This window comes from Fluviicola sp., from assembly GCF_029266855.1.
Lineage (GTDB): Bacteria > Bacteroidota > Bacteroidia > Flavobacteriales_D > Crocinitomicaceae > Fluviicola.
Window position 1 is genome coordinate 180,651 of record NZ_JAQSWB010000008.1, and the last position, 19,089, is coordinate 199,739.

8 protein-coding genes are annotated in these 19,089 nt (G+C 41.7%); 4 read left to right on the forward strand and 4 right to left on the reverse strand.

What is annotated here, in order from left to right; genetic code table 11:
* Nucleotides 1–9,156 carry an RHS repeat-associated core domain-containing protein gene (locus tag K0S23_RS15845; RefSeq protein WP_300359446.1) on the reverse strand — a complete coding sequence of 3,052 codons (9,156 nt, stop codon included), beginning with the start codon at nucleotides 9,154–9,156 and terminating at the stop codon, nucleotides 1–3.
* Nucleotides 9,157–9,731: 575 nt separating this feature from the next.
* Between K0S23_RS15845 and K0S23_RS15850 the strand changes: the two genes are divergently transcribed.
* From K0S23_RS15850 to K0S23_RS15865, 4 genes are read left to right on the forward strand one after another with little or no spacing between them, the layout of a single operon-like run.
* Nucleotides 9,732–11,369, forward strand: coding sequence for a DUF1800 family protein (locus K0S23_RS15850; RefSeq protein ID WP_300359448.1), 1,638 nt, complete (start codon nucleotides 9,732–9,734; stop codon nucleotides 11,367–11,369).
* A 12-nt stretch (nucleotides 11,370–11,381) separates the two neighbouring features.
* Complete coding sequence (locus K0S23_RS15855) at nucleotides 11,382–13,028, forward strand: DUF1501 domain-containing protein (RefSeq protein ID WP_300359450.1); 1,647 nt, start codon at nucleotides 11,382–11,384, stop codon at nucleotides 13,026–13,028.
* The gene (locus tag K0S23_RS15860) at nucleotides 13,028–13,900 is read left to right on the forward strand and encodes a hypothetical protein (protein WP_300359452.1); all 873 of its coding nucleotides are present in this window, start codon (nucleotides 13,028–13,030) and stop codon (nucleotides 13,898–13,900) included. Before K0S23_RS15855 ends, K0S23_RS15860 begins: the two co-directional genes overlap by 1 nt.
* 20 nt (nucleotides 13,901–13,920) lie before the next feature.
* Nucleotides 13,921–15,096: a hypothetical protein gene (locus K0S23_RS15865; protein ID WP_300359454.1), complete on the forward strand. Its 1,176-nt coding sequence runs from the start codon at nucleotides 13,921–13,923 to the stop codon at nucleotides 15,094–15,096.
* A gap of 46 nt (nucleotides 15,097–15,142) precedes the next feature.
* On the opposite strand, the gene K0S23_RS15870 is transcribed toward K0S23_RS15865, so the two are convergent.
* Genes K0S23_RS15870 through K0S23_RS15880 form a run of 3 tightly spaced genes read right to left on the reverse strand, consistent with a single transcriptional unit; the run spans nucleotide 15,143 to nucleotide 18,934 of the window.
* Complete coding sequence (locus K0S23_RS15870) at nucleotides 15,143–16,060, reverse strand: bifunctional UDP-sugar hydrolase/5'-nucleotidase (RefSeq protein WP_300359457.1); 918 nt, start codon at nucleotides 16,058–16,060, stop codon at nucleotides 15,143–15,145.
* Nucleotide 16,061: 1 nt separating this feature from the next.
* Nucleotides 16,062–16,769 carry a 5'-nucleotidase C-terminal domain-containing protein gene (locus K0S23_RS15875; RefSeq protein ID WP_300359460.1) on the reverse strand — a complete coding sequence of 236 codons (708 nt, stop codon included), beginning with the start codon at nucleotides 16,767–16,769 and terminating at the stop codon, nucleotides 16,062–16,064.
* Between the two features lie 2 nt (nucleotides 16,770–16,771).
* The gene (locus K0S23_RS15880) at nucleotides 16,772–18,934 is read right to left on the reverse strand and encodes an endonuclease (protein WP_300359462.1); all 2,163 of its coding nucleotides are present in this window, start codon (nucleotides 18,932–18,934) and stop codon (nucleotides 16,772–16,774) included.
* Nucleotides 18,935–19,089 lie beyond the last annotated feature (155 nt).

Genomic DNA, 19,089 nt, shown 5'->3' on the forward strand with positions numbered 1-19,089 from the left:
TTATCCCCATTTTTTCTTATAATATTGAAAACCTGCTTTTATAAACCTTTGATCTCTCGGGTCATCTCCATAAGGAGGTTTATCAGGGTCTTTTTGCCATGCTGGTTTCGACGTTCCTGATTTAACTTGATACTCACCTGCTTGCTTTAATATGAATTTTTCACTAGGAAAAAGTCCGAACGCCAAAGCAACTATCCCAAAATGGTGATTGCCCACATCTTGTGATTCCATTAACGTGCCTTTGAAAGAAAAGGTAGTTTTGCCATCATTTGCTACTCCAAAAATAGTTTTCATATTACTTTTCAAATCCCAGTCACCTCCTGTTCTTACTAATTTTTTAAACTCAAACGGATTATATAATTCTTTGGCCGTGCTCACATGTGTCTCGATAATATTAGGGTATATTTTATCGATATTAATTGTACCTCCAATTTCACCAATTTTTTTTCCTCCTGCACTCGTATTATCTGACTTATAATTTTTCTTTACATCTGCATCCGTATATGCATTTTCATGAAGATAAACACCATTATCCCCATCATCAACGCTATGTAAAACTCTACCGTTTTTATCAATATGGGTAGACTCTACACCCTTACCGGTTGGATCTATTAATCTGATCGGGTTCCCCATCACATAATTGTAAGTACTCCATCCTGGGTATTTATCCGCCCAAGGGTCAGTGCTTAAAAATCTAGCGATGTCTGAATCGTAATATCTAGCCCCCCGGTAATCCAAACCGGTTTCTTTATCACGCTCATGGTTAGTAGTCAGATACCTGTCGCCCGCACCATTATCGTATTCTCTCAGGATCTTCCCGTAAGAATAATAATCCAGTGCATTGATAATCGTTGGAACAGCTTGCTGATTTACCATAAAGGCCACGCGCGTGTTCCCTAAATGATCGCAGAGGAAGAAGCTTGCTTCGTCCGGCCGGATCTTGTAATCTCCCGGGAGCTCATTGGTTACACGTGCCACACGGTCTGTGCCATATACGAAGTATTCGGTGCTTTTCACCGTGTTGTGGGTGGTGTTGTCGGTAACAAACTTTACAATCGCCAAATCCCGGCCCAGTGCGTCTTTGATATACATCTCCTGCGTGGTTTGAGCTAAAGATATCACTTTTTTGGCAATGCGCTGGTCTGTGCCATCGTAGAGATAATAAGCATGATCATTACTACCAATTGCCACATGCTGAGCATAGGAAGCGCGCACGTAATCTGTTCCGCCCATGTTCCGGGAGTCATCGGTGAGCAGGTTTCCATTGACATCGTAGGTGTAATTGCGCACTGCTGCTGTTCCCTGGTCTTCCACTTTGGTCAAGCGGTTGGTCCCGTTGGCATAGGTATAAATGAAATCGTCTACCAACGTGCCGGTATTCGGTTGTGCATCCGGCTTGGTGCGGTATTGATAGCGGATGTTTCCAATTTTATCGTAAACCCAGGATTCGTCTCCAATGGCATAAGCCATTGACGGATTTGTACTATTTGCTTGTGCATCGACAAAATATCCGACGATTGCATCTGCGTTGGTCAAACGGTTTATATTGTCGTAACCATAGCCATAAATTGTAGGCTTATTGAAGATCGCTCCGGCCGTTAAATTGTTGATTGCAGCGGTGAAATTGTAGCTCATTTGAACTCCTTTAATGTTCCCGTTAAAGGTATTCTCCTGCGCAACAGACGCATTATTGTAACTAGGCAGTACGTTGGCATCGTAGTATAAATTCTCAGTAAACAATGTACTTGAAATTTTAGTCAGGCGGTCGCGATGATCGTATTCATTGGATACGGTCTGAATTTGAGTTCCGGTTCCCGCAACGAAGAAATCCTTTTTAAAAACCGTTCCCCGCGCATCATCATATGTATAGGCACTGATTTTGGTTGCGTCTGTAATTGACTGGTCGCCTTGCGAAGCGAGTACTTCGTTTAAACGGTTCAATTCATCGTACTGATAGAAATACTTCATTTCAATGCTTCCATTGTTATCCAGGTCTACTTTTTGTTCGAGCAGTGAGCCGCGGAAATTATAGCTGGTATACTCTATTTTCGCTCTTACCGCGAATTGATCACTGACAGCGATATCTAACGGATGTTGTCTGATTGTTTGTGAAGCCAGCAGATCTTCCGTATTGTAGGCATACTGGATTTCCTGGATAGGAGCACCATTGGAGTTGCCAAGCGTTGAGTAGGATAGCGATTTTACGAGTTTACCCAAAGCAAGCGGAGAGGCCTGAGATACTCCATATTCCATTTGTTTTTCCAGTACGACAAATGAATAAGGAGGTGTAATCGGCATCCTCTCTACCAGAACCGGTCCACTTCCGAAAGGATCATGGGAGTTATAGCGGATTAACCAATCCTGGGTCATCCGGTCAGAAAACACGTAATCAAAATAATCCGTGCTTCCGGGACTTCCTTGCATTTTAGTTATAAAACAGAACGGATCATGATGGATTGAATTTGCCACCAATTGCTGCCGGACCAGGTTCCCATAGATATCGTACAAAAATTCACGGTATCGCGGCGCGGGGTCATTGCTTGAATTTAGATTAGCTCGATCCAATTGGTCCTGAACTGCCCGGATTTTTCCATTCCTGTTATAGATATAGCGTTTTTCACCGCCATCTACATTTTTTTCGCGGATCAACTGTCCGAGCATATTGTACTGATAGTCGGTATGCTGACGCTGCGGATTGATTGTTTTGGTCAGATTTCCATAGGAATCATAGATAAAGAGTGTCAGGACCCGGTCATTAAGACAGGGCCAGATCACATAGGATAAAGTAGCTACCGTTTGTCCCATAGCATTGGTATATGTAATGCTTTCTTTTCCATCCTGGTCTGTGATGGAAACACGCGTAAATCGGAAATTGCCGGTACCACCTGAATTCATTACCAATTTAAGTTCCGCGTTACTTAATCCGAGTTCACAGGACATAAAGATGTGGTTGGCAATACAGGTATTCTTGCGGATTAATGGATTTTGAGTATTAGCAATAGCTATTCCAAAATCGGAATGGAGGATATCAATCGATTTCGGATTGTTTTCGTACCTGGTGCCATTGCTTAAAATACCTGTTACCGGATCCGGATTGCCCGGGTCAAAGAGAAGATTGCTGTTGGTTATGGTTCCCATGACATCTTTACGCCATGGCTTGTATTCATTTGTGGGTCTTCCCCAATTGTCGTAAACAACTTTACCGCTGTGTACCTGGACATTTCCACCGCCTTTGTACGCCTGAATAGTTCCGTGTTTTCTTCCCAAAGGATCTACAAAGGCTTTTTGAAATTCCCGGGCCATGGTTGTGTCCATGCTTTGATATAAAACGGAGTAAACCGCGTTTTGCTCAGCCCTCGCGTTAAAGCCCAGGCCAAAATCATGTTTCCACAGAGCATATTCATTTTTGGAAAGTAATCGCGTTCCGTTTTCCTTCACGCTGGTCATGCGGTTCAATCCATCAAAAGTATATTCCAAGGTATGTCCGGATGGAGTAATCATTTTCTTCACCTGGCCATCATTGGTATATTCAAAGTTGGTACCAAGCGAGTCTGCTCGTCCGTAACCAACAGTTACACGAACCGGAAGCCCAATGTTCGGAGTTACAACAGAAGAATAGTTGTACAGGAAACTGTAATTCGGATTGGTACAATTCGGGTTAGTGGTCCATTTATTGATGGTTGAACTGTAATAGAATTTCGTTTTCAGCCCCACACTATTCGCGATGAGTGCCGGTTGCGTATGCTGATTCCGTTTTAACACCGTCATGGTGGTTAAAGTATCGTAAGGGAAGACCATTTGAAAACGTCTGAAAAAGCCATTTCCATCCGTACCGTCGAATGTGATATAAAAATCAGCTATTTCGGTATTCGACCTATCAATACGGCGATCTGTAAAATCAGGACTCACGGCTCCCATGACATTATCCACCTGGACAATCGTTGAACGCAACTCCAGGATACGTTTCAAGGCATCGGTTAAAATGATCATATTGGTTGAACCACCCGGTTCATCATCTTCGGGAATGGCCGGATTGCAATCAATCAATTCAACGCCATTAAAGCACAGTGCATAATTAACCGATGAAGGACAGGCAAAATATCCGATTACCGGATCTTTCCAAAGGCAGTAGTTGAAAGGCAGCTGTTCCAAAAATTGTTCTTCCGTACCATATTTGAGTCGAATGCATGATGCACAGCCAACGGGGTCTGCAGGCGGAGTTCCGACCGGAGGACAACTTGGTCCTGAACTATCAGCAAAAGTTTGATTGAATGAGAAAGCATCTGTTCCCCAGCGCGCATCATAGAAATAATACTCACTTTTGCGTTTTTCCGACGCGTCACGTTGATTTTTAGTAATACTCATCTGCTGGAACGGAGTAGAACGCATCCCATACTGGCGGCTTTTCACCATTCCGTCGTATTTCGGTATAACCGGAGCACCGGCATTATATGCATCGAAGAATTCAGTTCCCCATCGGGCATCGTACATCACGGTATCCAAATCATCAGCCAATACTATCGGGGTGAACGAAGTCCCAACACCATTTACGTCATTGATATCGTAGTTATACCAATAGCGGTCGTAACGGTTCTTCAAATCAAAGAGGTAGAAATACTGTTTTTCATCTTTCGCAGTTGGTAAATGAGGTGATGTGGTAGTTATGCTGAATACCTGCCAGGAAGGTTCGTGTTTGAGTCGTAAGGAAGTAACAGTCTTATTTCCTCCTGTCCCGAAATGATCACTGATTGAAACTGTTCTTGCGGGAATATCTTCCAATCCCATCAGAACCTTGTAAGCTCTTCCTTTGGCAGTTCCATTGTAATCTGCTTCGTAATATTCATACGAAGTTTTGGTTTCAATATAGTCCCATCCGCTTTGAACCCCGCTATTGCAATAGGCATTTAATGGATTTCCGGTGAAATTGAAATTCGTGAAAGCATTCAATGCCCCGTATTTTGTTATTAAAGTATTTAAAACACCTGTTTCCAATTGGCGATCTGCAACCGCCACGATGCGTTCCATTTCCTGAGCAGTAAATGCCGGGGATCGATTAATCAACTTACCGAACACAGGTTCAGACGGATACTTCCCTCCGGTCTCAATAATTTCTACAATGGTTCCGTTTTGTACATTAGCATTTGCAATAATACCTGAAAAATTAGCGTCTGTAATCTGTTGATTATTTAATATTACAGCTAATGATGCATGCGCAAGACTGCGTGATGCCACGATTTTGTCAATAGCTGTTTCGGTAAATTGTGGCTGCTTTGAGAGCACTTTCGTGAAAGAGGAACTGTTGAAATAGGCAGAACTTGCCATTGCCTGAGTTACCTGATCCGACAGGTAAGTATTTTTCATCAATAACGCTTCTGCAAAATCCCACCGCGAACGCCTGTTTAGCTGGGGCAATAAAGTCAGTAAAACATCATCTGAAATATAGGACTGCTGATTGATTACTGAAAGTGGGGAAGATTTTAAACTGGTAATTCCTGCATTGGCATAATAAGTTGTAAATTGCTTTAAAATCAAGTTACTGAGATTCCCCTGAAGCATTAACAATTGAATTTTCTCATCATAACCAATTGCTGTTGACTTCATCATGTGATATAATGTAGAATCAGGTAAAGGAGACTGCACGATTAAGGTATCCATTATTTTTTTGGTGTCCCCGGTTTGGATCAACGCAATTTGTCTTGGAGTTGATTCTCCATGATAAGCTATGGGATTTGTAAACCCGATTCCAAATGGATTCGGATCCAAATTCAAAACAGCTGGCAACGTAGTTCCGCCTATAACAGCTTGCTTGTACTTATAATCATCGTATGTTCGGTTTATTTCTTCTGTCTTTTTGATGAAATACGAATGAAATAAAAATTCCGGGTTGTGTGTGCTATCTGCGTATAATTCAGGATAAAATTCAAATTCCATGAATTTGGGTAATTCGAAGGTTTCAACAGGGCCATTGAATGCCGGAATATCCAGCCAGGGGTATGCTGCGGGACCTACATAAGTTTGATTGGTAGGTATCGTCATTGTAATTGAAAGAGGTAAATTTAAATAGTAATCACGGTATTCATATTGCCCACCCGGATTGTCGTATTCCTGATCCCAGAAAATGTGTTCTTTATAGGGGTTGGGGCGAGTATACCCATTTTTATAGGCTAGTGTATAATCGTAGGAGATGAGTTTTTCAGTATGAACTTTATTTGTTACATCGTATTCTTTCACGGATTTCAACTTTCCGTGGAAAAGATAATCCTGGTATTCCTGGTTTGTGGGAGCAACGGGATATAATTGAGTGTTGTTACCAAAATGCTCATAAACCGTTTTGTTTACAAAGTTTGTCGAACCTTCGACTAAAGCCGGGCCGTAAACCGTAACTTTTCGGAATCCGGCATCCGAAGATGATAACTGCGTTTCGAAAAACCTCGGAATATCTACAAAGTACTGAGTTCTTCTTGAAACTTTTGAACCCGGATCAAAGTCATACGTCCATTTTTTATGTCCGTTATCCGTAATAGTAATATTATTTTTCACCAAATCATCCTCATCATTTTTCAGAATCGTTTGAACAATTGGAGATACCGTAACAGCAGATTGATTTCCGTATTGTGGAGCAACGGAGGTACCTGAACAATTGTTTTTAAAGGTCACATTGGAATTGTACCTTGTTCTGTTATCACTTGCGCTTACGGGGTAATATTCAATTTTGGTAATTCCTCCAAGTTGATCAACAATTTTTGAAAGAACCATACCTGTATACCCATTAAGAGGAGACGCAATGTTGTATTTTACAAAGGGGCTTTTAAATGGTTCATAAGATAAGAACGTAGTGGGCAGTAAAGTAGTATCTGTAATGCCATTTACAGGAATGTCCCGTACTTTATCCAGTAATACAATTACTTGCATGAAAGATTTATAACGTATGCTATCATTGTCAACGTAATGATAGTTTTCCGGGATCACTGCGCTTACGCTTTTGTATTCCAGTTTTTTCTTAGAGATCAAATGAAGCCCGGATTCCACCGGTCCTCCGACCTCTCCATTAACCTGATAAAATTCTACATGCGTCAACATGTACGGATTTTTCGTGTATCGGAGCAGTTCTAATTCACTCAGCTTAACCGATTCATCCATTTTTGTAGGGACATTATCATGGGTGTATCCCTGAAGCGGAACAAGAGCATTCCACCATAATTTCATGATTGAATTCGTTGCATCGGAAGTGTTTGCAAATGCGTTCAGATAAGTAACCATACGCTTGTAAATAGGAAGCATTTGTGCCCATGGCAAGCCAATTCCAAAATTAGAACCGATGTCAGCAGCTGAGCGCACGCCGCTTGAAGTGCAAAAATTATACGTTTGATTTGCAAAAGGCCCATTGTTTATATCTTGATAAGCAAGAGATGGCTGCGTATTATAGTTAATGTCTGAATTCCCCGGCCCCACTTGAATATTCAAACCGTGAAAAGTCGTCGGGAAATTTGGCATGGAGAAGAAATTGGAGGTTTGCTTTAAGCCTTCGGAATAGGATAAGGTCCATTTCAGGGCCATATTAAAGGTTGAAAACAAGTTGATCTCTCTTGATTTTTTATAGTAGTCCTCATTATAAAAAGTAGGTCCCTGATCATTAAAGGAATTATAAGCATTGTTTACTCCTACAACATTATTTCCCAGTGTTCCCGTAACTACAGCAATATCTACAGTGGCATTCCCATTTATTAACGAAGATGCATTGGATCGAATAATGTTTGTTTTTACTTCATAGATATCTCCGGGAATCAGTTTCTCTGCTGTTGCAACATCTTCAAACAGTCTTGGTGATTCCAGGAAACTGTGATTAAACGGTATCGGCCCATTAGAGGAAATACCGCTTCGCACATATCCCTGAGGAGATAAGTATGGATTGGATGATACGGGATATTGATTTGTAGCATGGTTTATTTTAATATGCTCGTACCTTTTCCAGCCGGTACTCGAACCGAAGTCATCTTTAAATACACTGCGATAGGTGTATAAACTATCTAATCTGCCGTTTTTGGGGTCATTGAATTTAAGTAATTCATCGTGTGAATTGATTATTTGTTGATTCGTTTGATACTTCATTTCCAAACGATTTACCAATCCATCGATGGAATAGGATTCCATTTTTGTCAATAAAAGGTCTGTATAACACGAGAAATCATACTCTTTTGGAAATGTTGAGTTTAGCAAAAGAGATGGCGCAGCATTTCGGAACGCTTCTTGCTGAAATTCTTTGAAGTAATTGAATTTTCCAAATCCTTTATAAAAGAAAACGACACTTTGAAACGGTTTGTTTTTATGTCTGATTGCGTCGCAGTACCATAGATTGTAGCGTTGTTTGGGAGTGATTGAATTTTCAACAATACCTTGAACGTTACTTGAAGAATAGTTGTTATTTCCCGCTACATTATTTGCAATATTATCGGGAGTAGATGCACCATTAAGCGGATAGTATAGAACGCGTTTATTTGCCGGAGCATTAAATGATTGAATTACAGTTTTAAACTCATAGATCGTTCCGTCTGAGGTGATAATAGTCCATTTATTTGCATCGTAGCGAATTTCAACGTGGTTTTCAAAAGTGTTCAGTTCGAATACCACTGTTTTATTGTCATCCACATCCACATATTTAAATATTGCTCGTCCACTGGCTACACCAGGTATGTTGATGTATGGGGAGTACCAATACAAATCACCTTCATTGATGGCTTTCTCCACACTGGAATAATTCAAAACCGTTCCGGTTCCTGAGTTTTCATTGCAATAATCCGTGAATGCAAAAGCATTAAATATTTGCGATTCAATTGAAATTGTCGGAATGTTTAAATTCCATCCGTCACCATAAGGAATACCTTTGCTAATTGGTGCCGTGGCTCCTATAGAAAAGGAACTGCTGTAGTTTAATTCCAGACCAAATGCTATTCCACCCGGAGTGGCTACCTTTCCTAAAGGTATTGTGGAACTATATCCGCCAGAGAATAAATTTACATCACCAGTATAACCCCCGGCATTTAACTCAGCCGGTTTGGAAACTGTCGGTGTCATCTCGGAATTGTTTCTCCCGCCGATTACCTGGGAAAAAGAATAACAACTGCAAAGCAATAAAAGGGTGACAAGAGATTTAGGCATGAACAATGGAATTTAGGAGTTTAAGTTAAAAGTTGTTTCAGTTCTTGGGTTAAAATTAATTCTTTTCGTCAATCTTAACATACAATGCGGCTTTTTATTTCCGTTACATAGCGCTCTTCCGGCTTGGGAGTTGAAAAAGATTCCTTTGCCAATTTATAGTTTATTGACCCTAGGTTTAATTTTACGCATTTCTGTGAATAGCAGCAGTACATTTGCGAATGGTTTTAACTTTAAATTCTTTTATTGATTAGATTTTCTTATCCAAATCATTATGCAATAATACACAAATGTGAGAAATAACAATCAATTTCTGGAAAAATATTCTTTTTCACCAACTACTGAATTCGTTCAGTAATCTCATTTGCCTGAATACACAACAAATACCGGATAACTAACGAAATCAGTTGTAAAAAAAAATCAAACAATTTGCTGATTTTTTATTGAATTTGTAAAACAAAAATTCTAACTTGGGTTCTCTAAATTTCAGAACTGACTCTCTCTTCCTCTCCTATTAGGTCTAACTCGTTATGACTTTTTGATTTTGATTTTGTAAATAACGAACACAACTAGTACTTATGGCTTCACTCAATCCGATTTCGGGTACTCTAGGCTCGCAAAGAGCTGCGCATTTGCTGCGTCGTGCTACTTTAGGCCCCAGACTGCAGGATATTACCAATTTCGCAGGAATGACCGCACAAGCTGCAATTACGGCATTGACCCAAACTCAGCCTGTGCCCCCGCTTCCGATCGATCCCGCAAGCGGCACCGACTGGGTATATCCGAATACAATCAGTCCCAACAGTACAAATTTGTCTGATTATACCCGCAGCTGGTGGATGGAAAACATGCGTGCTTCGGGAGCAAATCTGACAGAACGGATGATCTGGTTCTACCACACGCATTTCCCGATGATCATGAGTAGAATTGAAGGTGAAGCCCAGTTTGCAATTGATTACCTGCGCCTGCTGCGTTACTATGCTTTGGGAAATTATAAGGACCTGGCAAAGGCAATTTGTATTGACAATGCTATGCTGATACATTTGGATGGAAACCTGAATATCAAAGGTGTTCCGCAGGAAAATTTCGCACGTGAATTCCTGGAATTGTATACGGTCGGAAAAGGCGAGGAAGTAAGTTTAGGGGATTATACCAATTTCACGGAACAGGATGTACAGGCACTTACCAAAGCCCTGACCGGCTGGGGAATCGATCCGACTTTCCAAACGATAGATCCGGTAACCGGTTTCCCGACAGGGAAAGTAAAAGGCAGTGCCACCACTTCCTCCCAGCACGATGTTAGTTCAAAACAATTCTCAGGAGCTTTCAATAATACAGTGATCCAAACCGGAAGCGTGGTGGGAAGCAATGCTGCGGTAACTGCGGTTTACACCGAATTGGACGACGTAATCAATATGGTATTTGCTTCACCGCACACTGCAAGACATATTTGCAGAAGGATCTACCGGGAATTCGTATATTACGATATAACCCCCGAAATTGAAACGGATATCATCGAACCCTTAGCAACAACACTGTCAAGCAACAATTACGATATTATTTCCGTACTGGAAGTCTTGTTCCAAAGCGAACACTTCTATGACCTCGACACCCCGATCACAGAAGACAACAACATTGGTGCGATCATTAAATCACCGATGGATCTCGTTATCGGAACGATGCGTTTATTTAATCTCACTGTTCCTGATAAAACAACGCAGTTGGCGGCTCATTATGAAATGTACGGTCAGTTGATCGGTCAACTTGATCTGCAGGGACTTCAGTTTTTCGAACCTTACGATGTAGCAGGATACGAACCCTATTACCAGTTTCCGGGTTACCACCGTTTTTGGATCTCTTCCAATTACCTTGCGAACCGTTATAAGTTTTCGGAACTGCTGATCTCCGGGTTTACCGGGATGAGTGGGAATCTCTTAAAGTTGGATGTCGTGGATTTCGTGGAAACCAACTGTTCCAATCCCGGTGATGCGACAATCCTGGTACAGGAATTAGTAAGCTGGCTCTTCCCGGTTACGATTGATGCGGTTCGTTTTAATTACTTCAGGGACGATGTTTTGCTCGACCAGCTTTCGGCAGCGAACTGGACCACCGAATGGAATAATTATGTCAATACAAGCAGTGATGTCAATGTGCGTTTACAGCTCGAGTCGCTCTTCAATGCAATGATGCAGACACCGGAATACCAATTATTTTAAAAACTACACCCTATGGACAGAAGAGACTTTGTACGCATTTCATCCTTGGTGGGAACCGGAATGCTTTTGAAATTCAATGGGATTGCATTAAACCTGGTAGAACCCGACGGGCTTTTGGGAGCCATGGCCAAATCGAGTCTGAACGATAAGATCCTGGTGCTGATCCAGCTTCACGGTGGAAACGACGGACTAAACATGGTTATCCCAATCAATCAATACGGGAATTACTACAACCTGCGGCCAAATATTGCTATTCCCCAAAGCGGTACACGCCAATACATAACGCTTGATCCGAATTTACCGGCAAACAGACAGGTCGGACTTCACCCCGATATGGTGGGTTCAAAAGCCATGTATGATGACGGAAATATGGCCATCATTCAAAACGTTTCTTACGAGAACATGAACGGATCGCATTTCCGCAGCCGGGACGTCTGGTACATGGGCGGAAACTACAATGATTATTTCAATTCTGGATGGATGGGCCGTTATTTCGAGCATTACTACCCGGATTATCCGATAGGTTATCCAAGTACTGCCGTTCCGGATCCGCTGGCACTCGAAATAGGAACCGGGGTTTCACTTGCATTTCACCGCAACCAGGGAATTCCTGCCGGACTTTCGATCCAAAACCCGGATGCTTTTTACAACCTGATAAACAGTGTGGGTGCCGAGGAGCCTACGAACTTCCCTCCTACACATGCAGGAGATGAAATTGAGTACATCATGCAGATTGAAAGGCAGTCGAATAATTATGCCGAACGCCTGAGAGATGTTTACGATGCCGGGGCGAACTCAGGTGTGGTTTACCCGGATCTGTATCCTTACATCGCACCAAGCGGTTCATTGAACAATCCCCTGGCACCACAGCTGAAGATTATTTCGCGATTGATCAGCGGAGGAATCGGAACAAAGATCTTCCTTTGCCGGATCGGTGGATTTGATACACATGCCAACCAGGTCGTTAATAACAATACTACCATGGGTTCACATGCGGCCTTGTTGTACCATATTTCATCCGCGGTTAAAGCTTTTTACGATGATTTGACCAACCTGGGACTGGCAGACCGTGTATTGACGATGACCTTCTCCGAATTCGGTCGCCGGGTGGCGTCCAATGCAAGTTATGGAACGGATCATGGAAATGCTGCTCCGATGCTGGTTTACGGTACCTGTTTAAATCCGGGAGTTTATGGAGATAACCCGGATCTGCAAAACCTGCAAAACGGGAACATTCCTTTACAACACGATTACCGCCAGGTGTTCACTTCTGTTGTGAAAGACTGGTTTGCAGCACCCGATGCAGCTATCGAACACGTGAAATTTGAAAACTTCGTCACTAATCGCGTAGATTATATCCGGTGCAAGGAATTAAGTACAAGTGAATTATTCAAGGAGAATTTATGGCTGAAATGTTATCCGAATCCAACCAGTTCAGGTATCAGTATTTCCTATTTGCTGCAAAAAGAAACCAAAGTACATATTGAGATCAAGGATATTTCCGGGCGGACAATCGGGAATATTACCGACGCTCCGACAGTTCCGGGAGAACATGTACTGGATTTCAATTTATCGCGCTATGCAAACGGAACGTATTTCGTCACGCTTATTGCAAATGACAGTGTAGTACTTACCGAAAAAGTAATCCTTTCCAAATAATGAAGCTGAACAGAATTTTACTTCTAATACTGGCCTTTCCATTTTATTTTAACGGATCGGCCCAAACAAAATATACCGTACACCGGAAAAACAGGATGTATCTCGGAATATCGGGTGGCATGAATTTCAGTGCTGCTCACGTCGTGAAAGATTATTCCATGCTGGTTCCTACACCGCAATCAGCCGCGTATGGTGATGATTCGGAAAAGGAAAAAGATTACCAGGGCTTGTTTAAGAACAAAGGCTCCCAATTCGGTTTGTATTTCTCGTATTCTTTTAAGAAAAACCTTTCAATTGTTTTTCAGCCTGCATATCAAACAAGCAGTTTCAATTATCTGACTGCCTATGCATGGTCGGATACCGTAAACGCTTCGGACTTTTCGATGGAAATGATGCACCAGCAAAAGTTGTCAGGAGTGAATCTTCCCATATCAGTTCGCTGGGATTTCACGGTTTCCCAATTCTCCCCTTACATACAGGGAGGAATTTATGCCAATTTCAGGCATCAGGCAAGGAAAACCATCTTTTACGATTATACGATCGATGGTGATGTGGACAAAAAAACCGCAGATCAAACCGGGGAAACTGAGCTTACCGAACACATTAACAAAGCGAACTTCGGACTATCAGCCGGCTTGGGACTGACCTATTTCTCCAATTACTTCGCTATCAGCCTGGAAAGTAATTTCCGTTACGGATTCCGTTCAATTGTCAACGACGAAAACCGCTATGCAGATTATACCGGTTTGAGTGTTCAGTACCTCGATGTCATGGATCAGTTAAAACTCATGAACCTGGATATTCAATTAACAATTATGTTCCCTATTGACAATTCCATTTCATTGGAAATTCTTAGAAAAAGCAGACACTAATCAGAACTAATATTGATATTATGAAGCTATTTATTTATGGTGTGATCTTTTTGGGGCTGGGACTAAGCTTTTCGGCCTGTAAGAAGAAATCCAAACCGGAAGACTCCTTTATCAAGGTCTATGATGACCAAAACGGGAACAAACATTTTCACCCTTTGAGCATTACAACAGCGGCAAATAACGACGGATACATCGTTATGAGTGCGTATGACGGCTGGAGAATACACTTGATGAAGATTGACAATGCAGGAGAATTTATTTGGAATTACGAACTGCCGGCCAATTATGTCAATGCAGTTCCCAACCTGATCAAGAGCAACGGACAAAATTATTTGGTTTGTATGGATGCTGTTGGCTTGTTTACTTATGTACTGAAAATTGACGAAAACAACCAGGGTACAAGCGAGGTTTCCGGTTTCACCGACATCCTTTATCCTACTTACGCCTACAACTCGGGATCAGCTGTTTACATTCAGAATTACAACCGGACAAGTATGCAGACCGGTATTCACAAACTGACTCCCGACATGGTTTCCGTTACACAGGAAGCGAACCTGGATATTTTTACGGATGTGGAAGAACAGATTGTGGATCACATTACTTTCGATGGAAAACGCATGCCTTTCTTTGTCAGCTCTACACCCGAGCAGAATTACATTGTAATGAATGGATTCTACAATTACAGTTTTTCATTGATTTTTCTCGATCAGAACCTGAATTTTACCGGAGTTTATAACGGTGCCGGATTTAACGGCGGATTAGCTGCTATTTCTCCTTCCGGAGGTTCCCAGTTCTCATTGGCACGCTTTTCTTACGACAACCTGTATTACAACGCCAGTGCCACGCTTACTCCAACCACGATCGATATTACGGAATCAATTTCTGCCCAGGGACAATCGGAACTGAATGCTGAAAAACCGGTTTTGATCAAAGATCTTACGATAGGCGGAACACATTACAAAGCGTTCTTATCTTCCACAAGAAGCAATCAGCTTTTATTGACTATTTATAATGCGGGTGGTAGTTTGGCCGGAAAAAAATACATCGGGAAAAACATCCCGCTTACTGCCTGCGACTTCATTAAAACCGAAGATGAAGGATTGAACATCCTTGTTCAGGCAAAGATCATGGGAAGCTTTGACCGCATTGGTTTGATTAAATTATCCAAAGAACAACTCGAGTTGATCGTTGAATAAAAAAGTAGGGGCGCTATTAATAGCGCCCCTACTTTTTTATTATTTATTAAATGATATTTTCATCCAGTAATTGATTGGTTGAAGCAATGGTAAACCTACCTGAATCCATACATAATTCGATATCGATCCGGCCCAGTTTCAACCCACCGTAACCTACCTGGTTTACAAAAACAGATTTACCTTTTTGATTCTTAAACTCCTGGAGGTCTTCCAGGAAAGTATGCGTGTGTCCGCCGATAATAACATCAATTCCTGAAGTCGAAGCAGCCAATACTTTATCCGAAACCTGGTCGGTTTTGTATTCATAGCCCAAATGAGACAAACAAATGACCACGTCACACCCTTCTTTTTTCAAAGCATCCGCCTGTTGTTGTGCTGTCTGAACCGGGTCCCGGTAAGTCAGTCCTTTCCAGTTTTCCGCAGGAACCAAACCTTGTAAATTAACTCCCAAACCAAAAACCCCGATCTTGAATCCGGCCTTTTTGATAATGGTATATGGTTTTACAACTTCAGAGAGCGGTGTTGAACTGAGTTCGTAATTTGCGTTTACAACCTGGAACGATGCATGCGACAAAGCATTTTTATAAGCTTCCATCCCGATATCGAAATCGTGATTACCAAGGGTGACAATATCGTACTTCATTTCAGCCATGGTCTTCATTTCCAAAACTCCCTTAAACTTATTAAAGTAAGGCGTTCCCTGGAAGATATCCCCGGCGTCAAGCAACAATACATTTTCTTCCTGGTTACGGATCGACTGAATCAAACCGGCTCTCCTGGAAACTCCGCCCATATTCGGGAACTTCGGATGGTTTACCGGGAAGGGATCAATATTGGAATGGGTATCGTTGGTGTGCAGGATCACTAATTTATTTTGCTTTTTCCCGGCACTCATCAAAGATGGCGCTACGATAGCAGCTCCTGCAATTACACCGGTTTGCTGTAAAAATAATCTTCGTTCCATTTTACCAATTTATTCTTTCTTCAGGAATGTACGTTATTTTTTTCTCTTTTTTAACAGCCTCGATAATGAAGTCCCTAAAGAGTATGTTGGTATCCAATCGCTCCAAAGGATTGTTAAAGAAGGACATGTTATCTCCTCCATTAGCCAGAAAATCAGACGTAACTACCCAAAAATATTTTTTGCTTTGTGCCAGGCTATTCGGGAACTCCAGTTTTCCTTTCATTAAACGAAATCCGCCAATCGGTTCGCCTCCTTTTTCTTTCAGGTAGGCCTCCATTTCGGGAATCTTATCAATGGATAATTTCAGGTACACTATCCGGTTGTCAAAAGGCATTACTTTATAAATATCTCCAACGGTGATCATTCCCATGGGCAAATCTGCTCTGAGTCCTCCGTTATTGATAAAGGCAACCAAAGGTTCATTTCTGAAAATCACACTGTCTTTTGCTTTCCTTATCAACTGGTCACACAACCAGAAACCCAGCGCGGAATTGGGTCGACCGGTTACCAGGTCTCTACTCGTTTCACCGATTACCTGGCCGAATTCTTTGAGCATCTCTCTTCTGTAAGGAGCAATCAATGAATCCATTTCCACAGATGATTTGGCAGAACCGTCCACATTTTGTTTCGATCCTTTTATCTGTAAATGATAAGAGCAGGCCGTAAAGCCTGCTCCTATTAGAAAAAAAAGAAAAACTATTCTTCTCATGCTTAGTTTTTAACTATTGTTTTTTGAGCTTGTCCGTATGGAGTCTTTACATTCACAATATACGAACCTGCTTTCAAATCCTGAATATTTAATTCAACTAAAACCTGATTGATCGCATCAGCAGATTTAACTACTTTACCATCCATTGTCGTAATCTGGTAACCAGTAATTGTTGTTGCATCTACGTTCATCAACAATACATTCGTTACCGGGTTTGGATATAAAATAAATCCGTTCAATAACGCTTCTTCCACATCTGCAGTACAACCGAATTGTTCATAGTTCATATTTGTAAAGTTTACGAAACAAGCGTAGTTCGGATTATCAACAAATGGGTTTCTGTTTTCCTGAAGTGAATCCAAAAAGTCGTTTCTTGAAATTTCCCATGCATCCGGCATATCCTGTACGTTCCATTGTTTTAAGATCGCCTGATCCTGTCCGTATTGAATTGAACCACTGATCGGATTGGGGAACGCCCAGCTGTTTCCGCTTACAGTTGTGTAACAGATAGCTTCGTACATCATCGCTCTTGCCGCATCACCTTTGTGAGCATCTCTTGGTTCGAATACCTGGTTACCGTTTGCATCCGTTCCGAATTTACATCCCAGGTAAGTGGAACTTACATTCACCACTTTACCCAAAGGATAATTGCTTCTCAATGCATTTGCATTATTTTGGTTTGTAGGGAACAAATGGTGGTAATCATTGTACTCCGGTAAATCCTGTGCAGGGTTTGTCGGCATCCAGCTGTGCGGATAAGTATGCTCACGGCTGAATCCTGTTGCAGTAAAATCAAATGGTTCTGTATAGATCTTGTTTTCACCACTATAAACACAAGTTACCACACGACGATTCAAAGTCGTGTCACGTGCTGTAAACAAATTCACCATATAAATACCGTAATTACTATAGAATTGTTCCTGGTGCGGGTTCGTCAAGTTGTGAAGATCAGCAACAAATGTTGGGCTGCTTGTATTAATTCCTGAATAATAACCGGCAGGGACCATTGAACCTGAAGAGGTCACATTTGCTGCTAAAGGAGCCGTTGCCAAATAATTTCTATATGTTCCAGGTCCGTTGTATGCATATACTGTAAAATAATAATCGGTACTTGCAACGATGTTGTTCGGTGTGAAAGCAGTAGCTGCTCCGGAATAAACAACTTGGGCATCTCCAACAATGTCTCCGCGCTGATATACAGTACCATCTGTCGGAACTCCTGTTATTACAGAACCTTTTTTACGTAAAACTAGGTATCCTTCTGCGCTTGTCGGTGTAAAGGATCCTGTAAGTCTGTATGATTTCACATTCGAAAAAACAAGGTTTGTTGCTTGGTTCGCAGGTTCTGTTGCCAGGTTACCGCCAATACCGTATAAGTTAATCACATAAGCTGCTTCATCCGCATCATCACTGTTAATCGTAAGAACAGCATTTCTGTTACCAGCAGTTGACGGTGTAAAGTTAACGGTCAATGACTGGTTGGAAGCCGACGCAACTGTTGACGGGAAAGATGCAACTGTAAAGTCTGCAGCAGCCGGCCCTGAAATAACAGCACTCGAAACATTCAGAGTATTTGACGTACCAAGGTTTTCAACCGTAAATGTAAATGGGGTCATGGTTGCAACCGGTGAACTAACGATTTGAGTTCCTCCAGAAACAATCGTATTCGTATTGTACATTACATTGATTTCCTGGGCAGGTGTAGCAGCTCCAACTGCAATATTCACGTCGTCCAAACCGATATTTCCGCTTACTTTATTTGTATAAATGAAACGGATGAATCGCGTCAATGAATTCGGATTATCCGTAAACATCTGGTAAACTCCTGCAGGAGGAGCAGTATGCGTGTGCAATGCCGTGTAAGAAACTCCGTTTGCAGATTCTTCTACTGTGAATGTTCCACCGCTGAAAGAATTTCCTGCCAGGTAATAAGTTAATGCACCCGGAGCACTTGCGAAATTGATAATCAGGTAATCTCCAGTTCCGTCAAACTTCATTGCCGGAGGTGTATTACCGGAAGCAGTGTAAAACGCTGTTCCTGATTCTGTCCATCCAACAGGCAGGGACGTTGTGGTAAAACTCCACGTTGTTGGTAACACCGCTTGTGCTACAGATACGCTATAAGCAAAAGCTGATAACAGTAGTAAAAAAATCGACTTTCTCATTTTTGTCATTTGTTTTCTAATTCCTATTTTTTAATCTAGTCCGGATTTTTTTCAGCTCCAACGATCAGTTCGCTGTACCTTCAATAAAATCGGTCTTTATCTCTGAATCAAGTGATGCCACTCATCCAAAAAGTTCATCTATTGTTGTTCTTTTC

What these genes read in the sequence shown, in the direction of transcription:
- K0S23_RS15845 (WP_300359446.1), bottom strand. Translation starts at nt 9,156, where the DNA reads ATGCCTAAATCTCTTGTCACCCTTTTATTGCTTTGCAGTTGTTATTCT.
- K0S23_RS15850 (WP_300359448.1), top strand. Translation starts at nt 9,732, where the DNA reads ATGGCTTCACTCAATCCGATTTCGGGTACTCTAGGCTCGCAAAGAGCT.
- K0S23_RS15855 (WP_300359450.1), top strand. Translation starts at nt 11,382, where the DNA reads ATGGACAGAAGAGACTTTGTACGCATTTCATCCTTGGTGGGAACCGGA.
- K0S23_RS15860 (WP_300359452.1), top strand. Translation starts at nt 13,028, where the DNA reads ATGAAGCTGAACAGAATTTTACTTCTAATACTGGCCTTTCCATTTTAT.
- K0S23_RS15865 (WP_300359454.1), top strand. Translation starts at nt 13,921, where the DNA reads ATGAAGCTATTTATTTATGGTGTGATCTTTTTGGGGCTGGGACTAAGC.
- K0S23_RS15870 (WP_300359457.1), bottom strand. Translation starts at nt 16,060, where the DNA reads ATGGAACGAAGATTATTTTTACAGCAAACCGGTGTAATTGCAGGAGCT.
- K0S23_RS15875 (WP_300359460.1), bottom strand. Translation starts at nt 16,769, where the DNA reads ATGAGAAGAATAGTTTTTCTTTTTTTTCTAATAGGAGCAGGCTTTACG.
- K0S23_RS15880 (WP_300359462.1), bottom strand. Translation starts at nt 18,934, where the DNA reads ATGAGAAAGTCGATTTTTTTACTACTGTTATCAGCTTTTGCTTATAGC.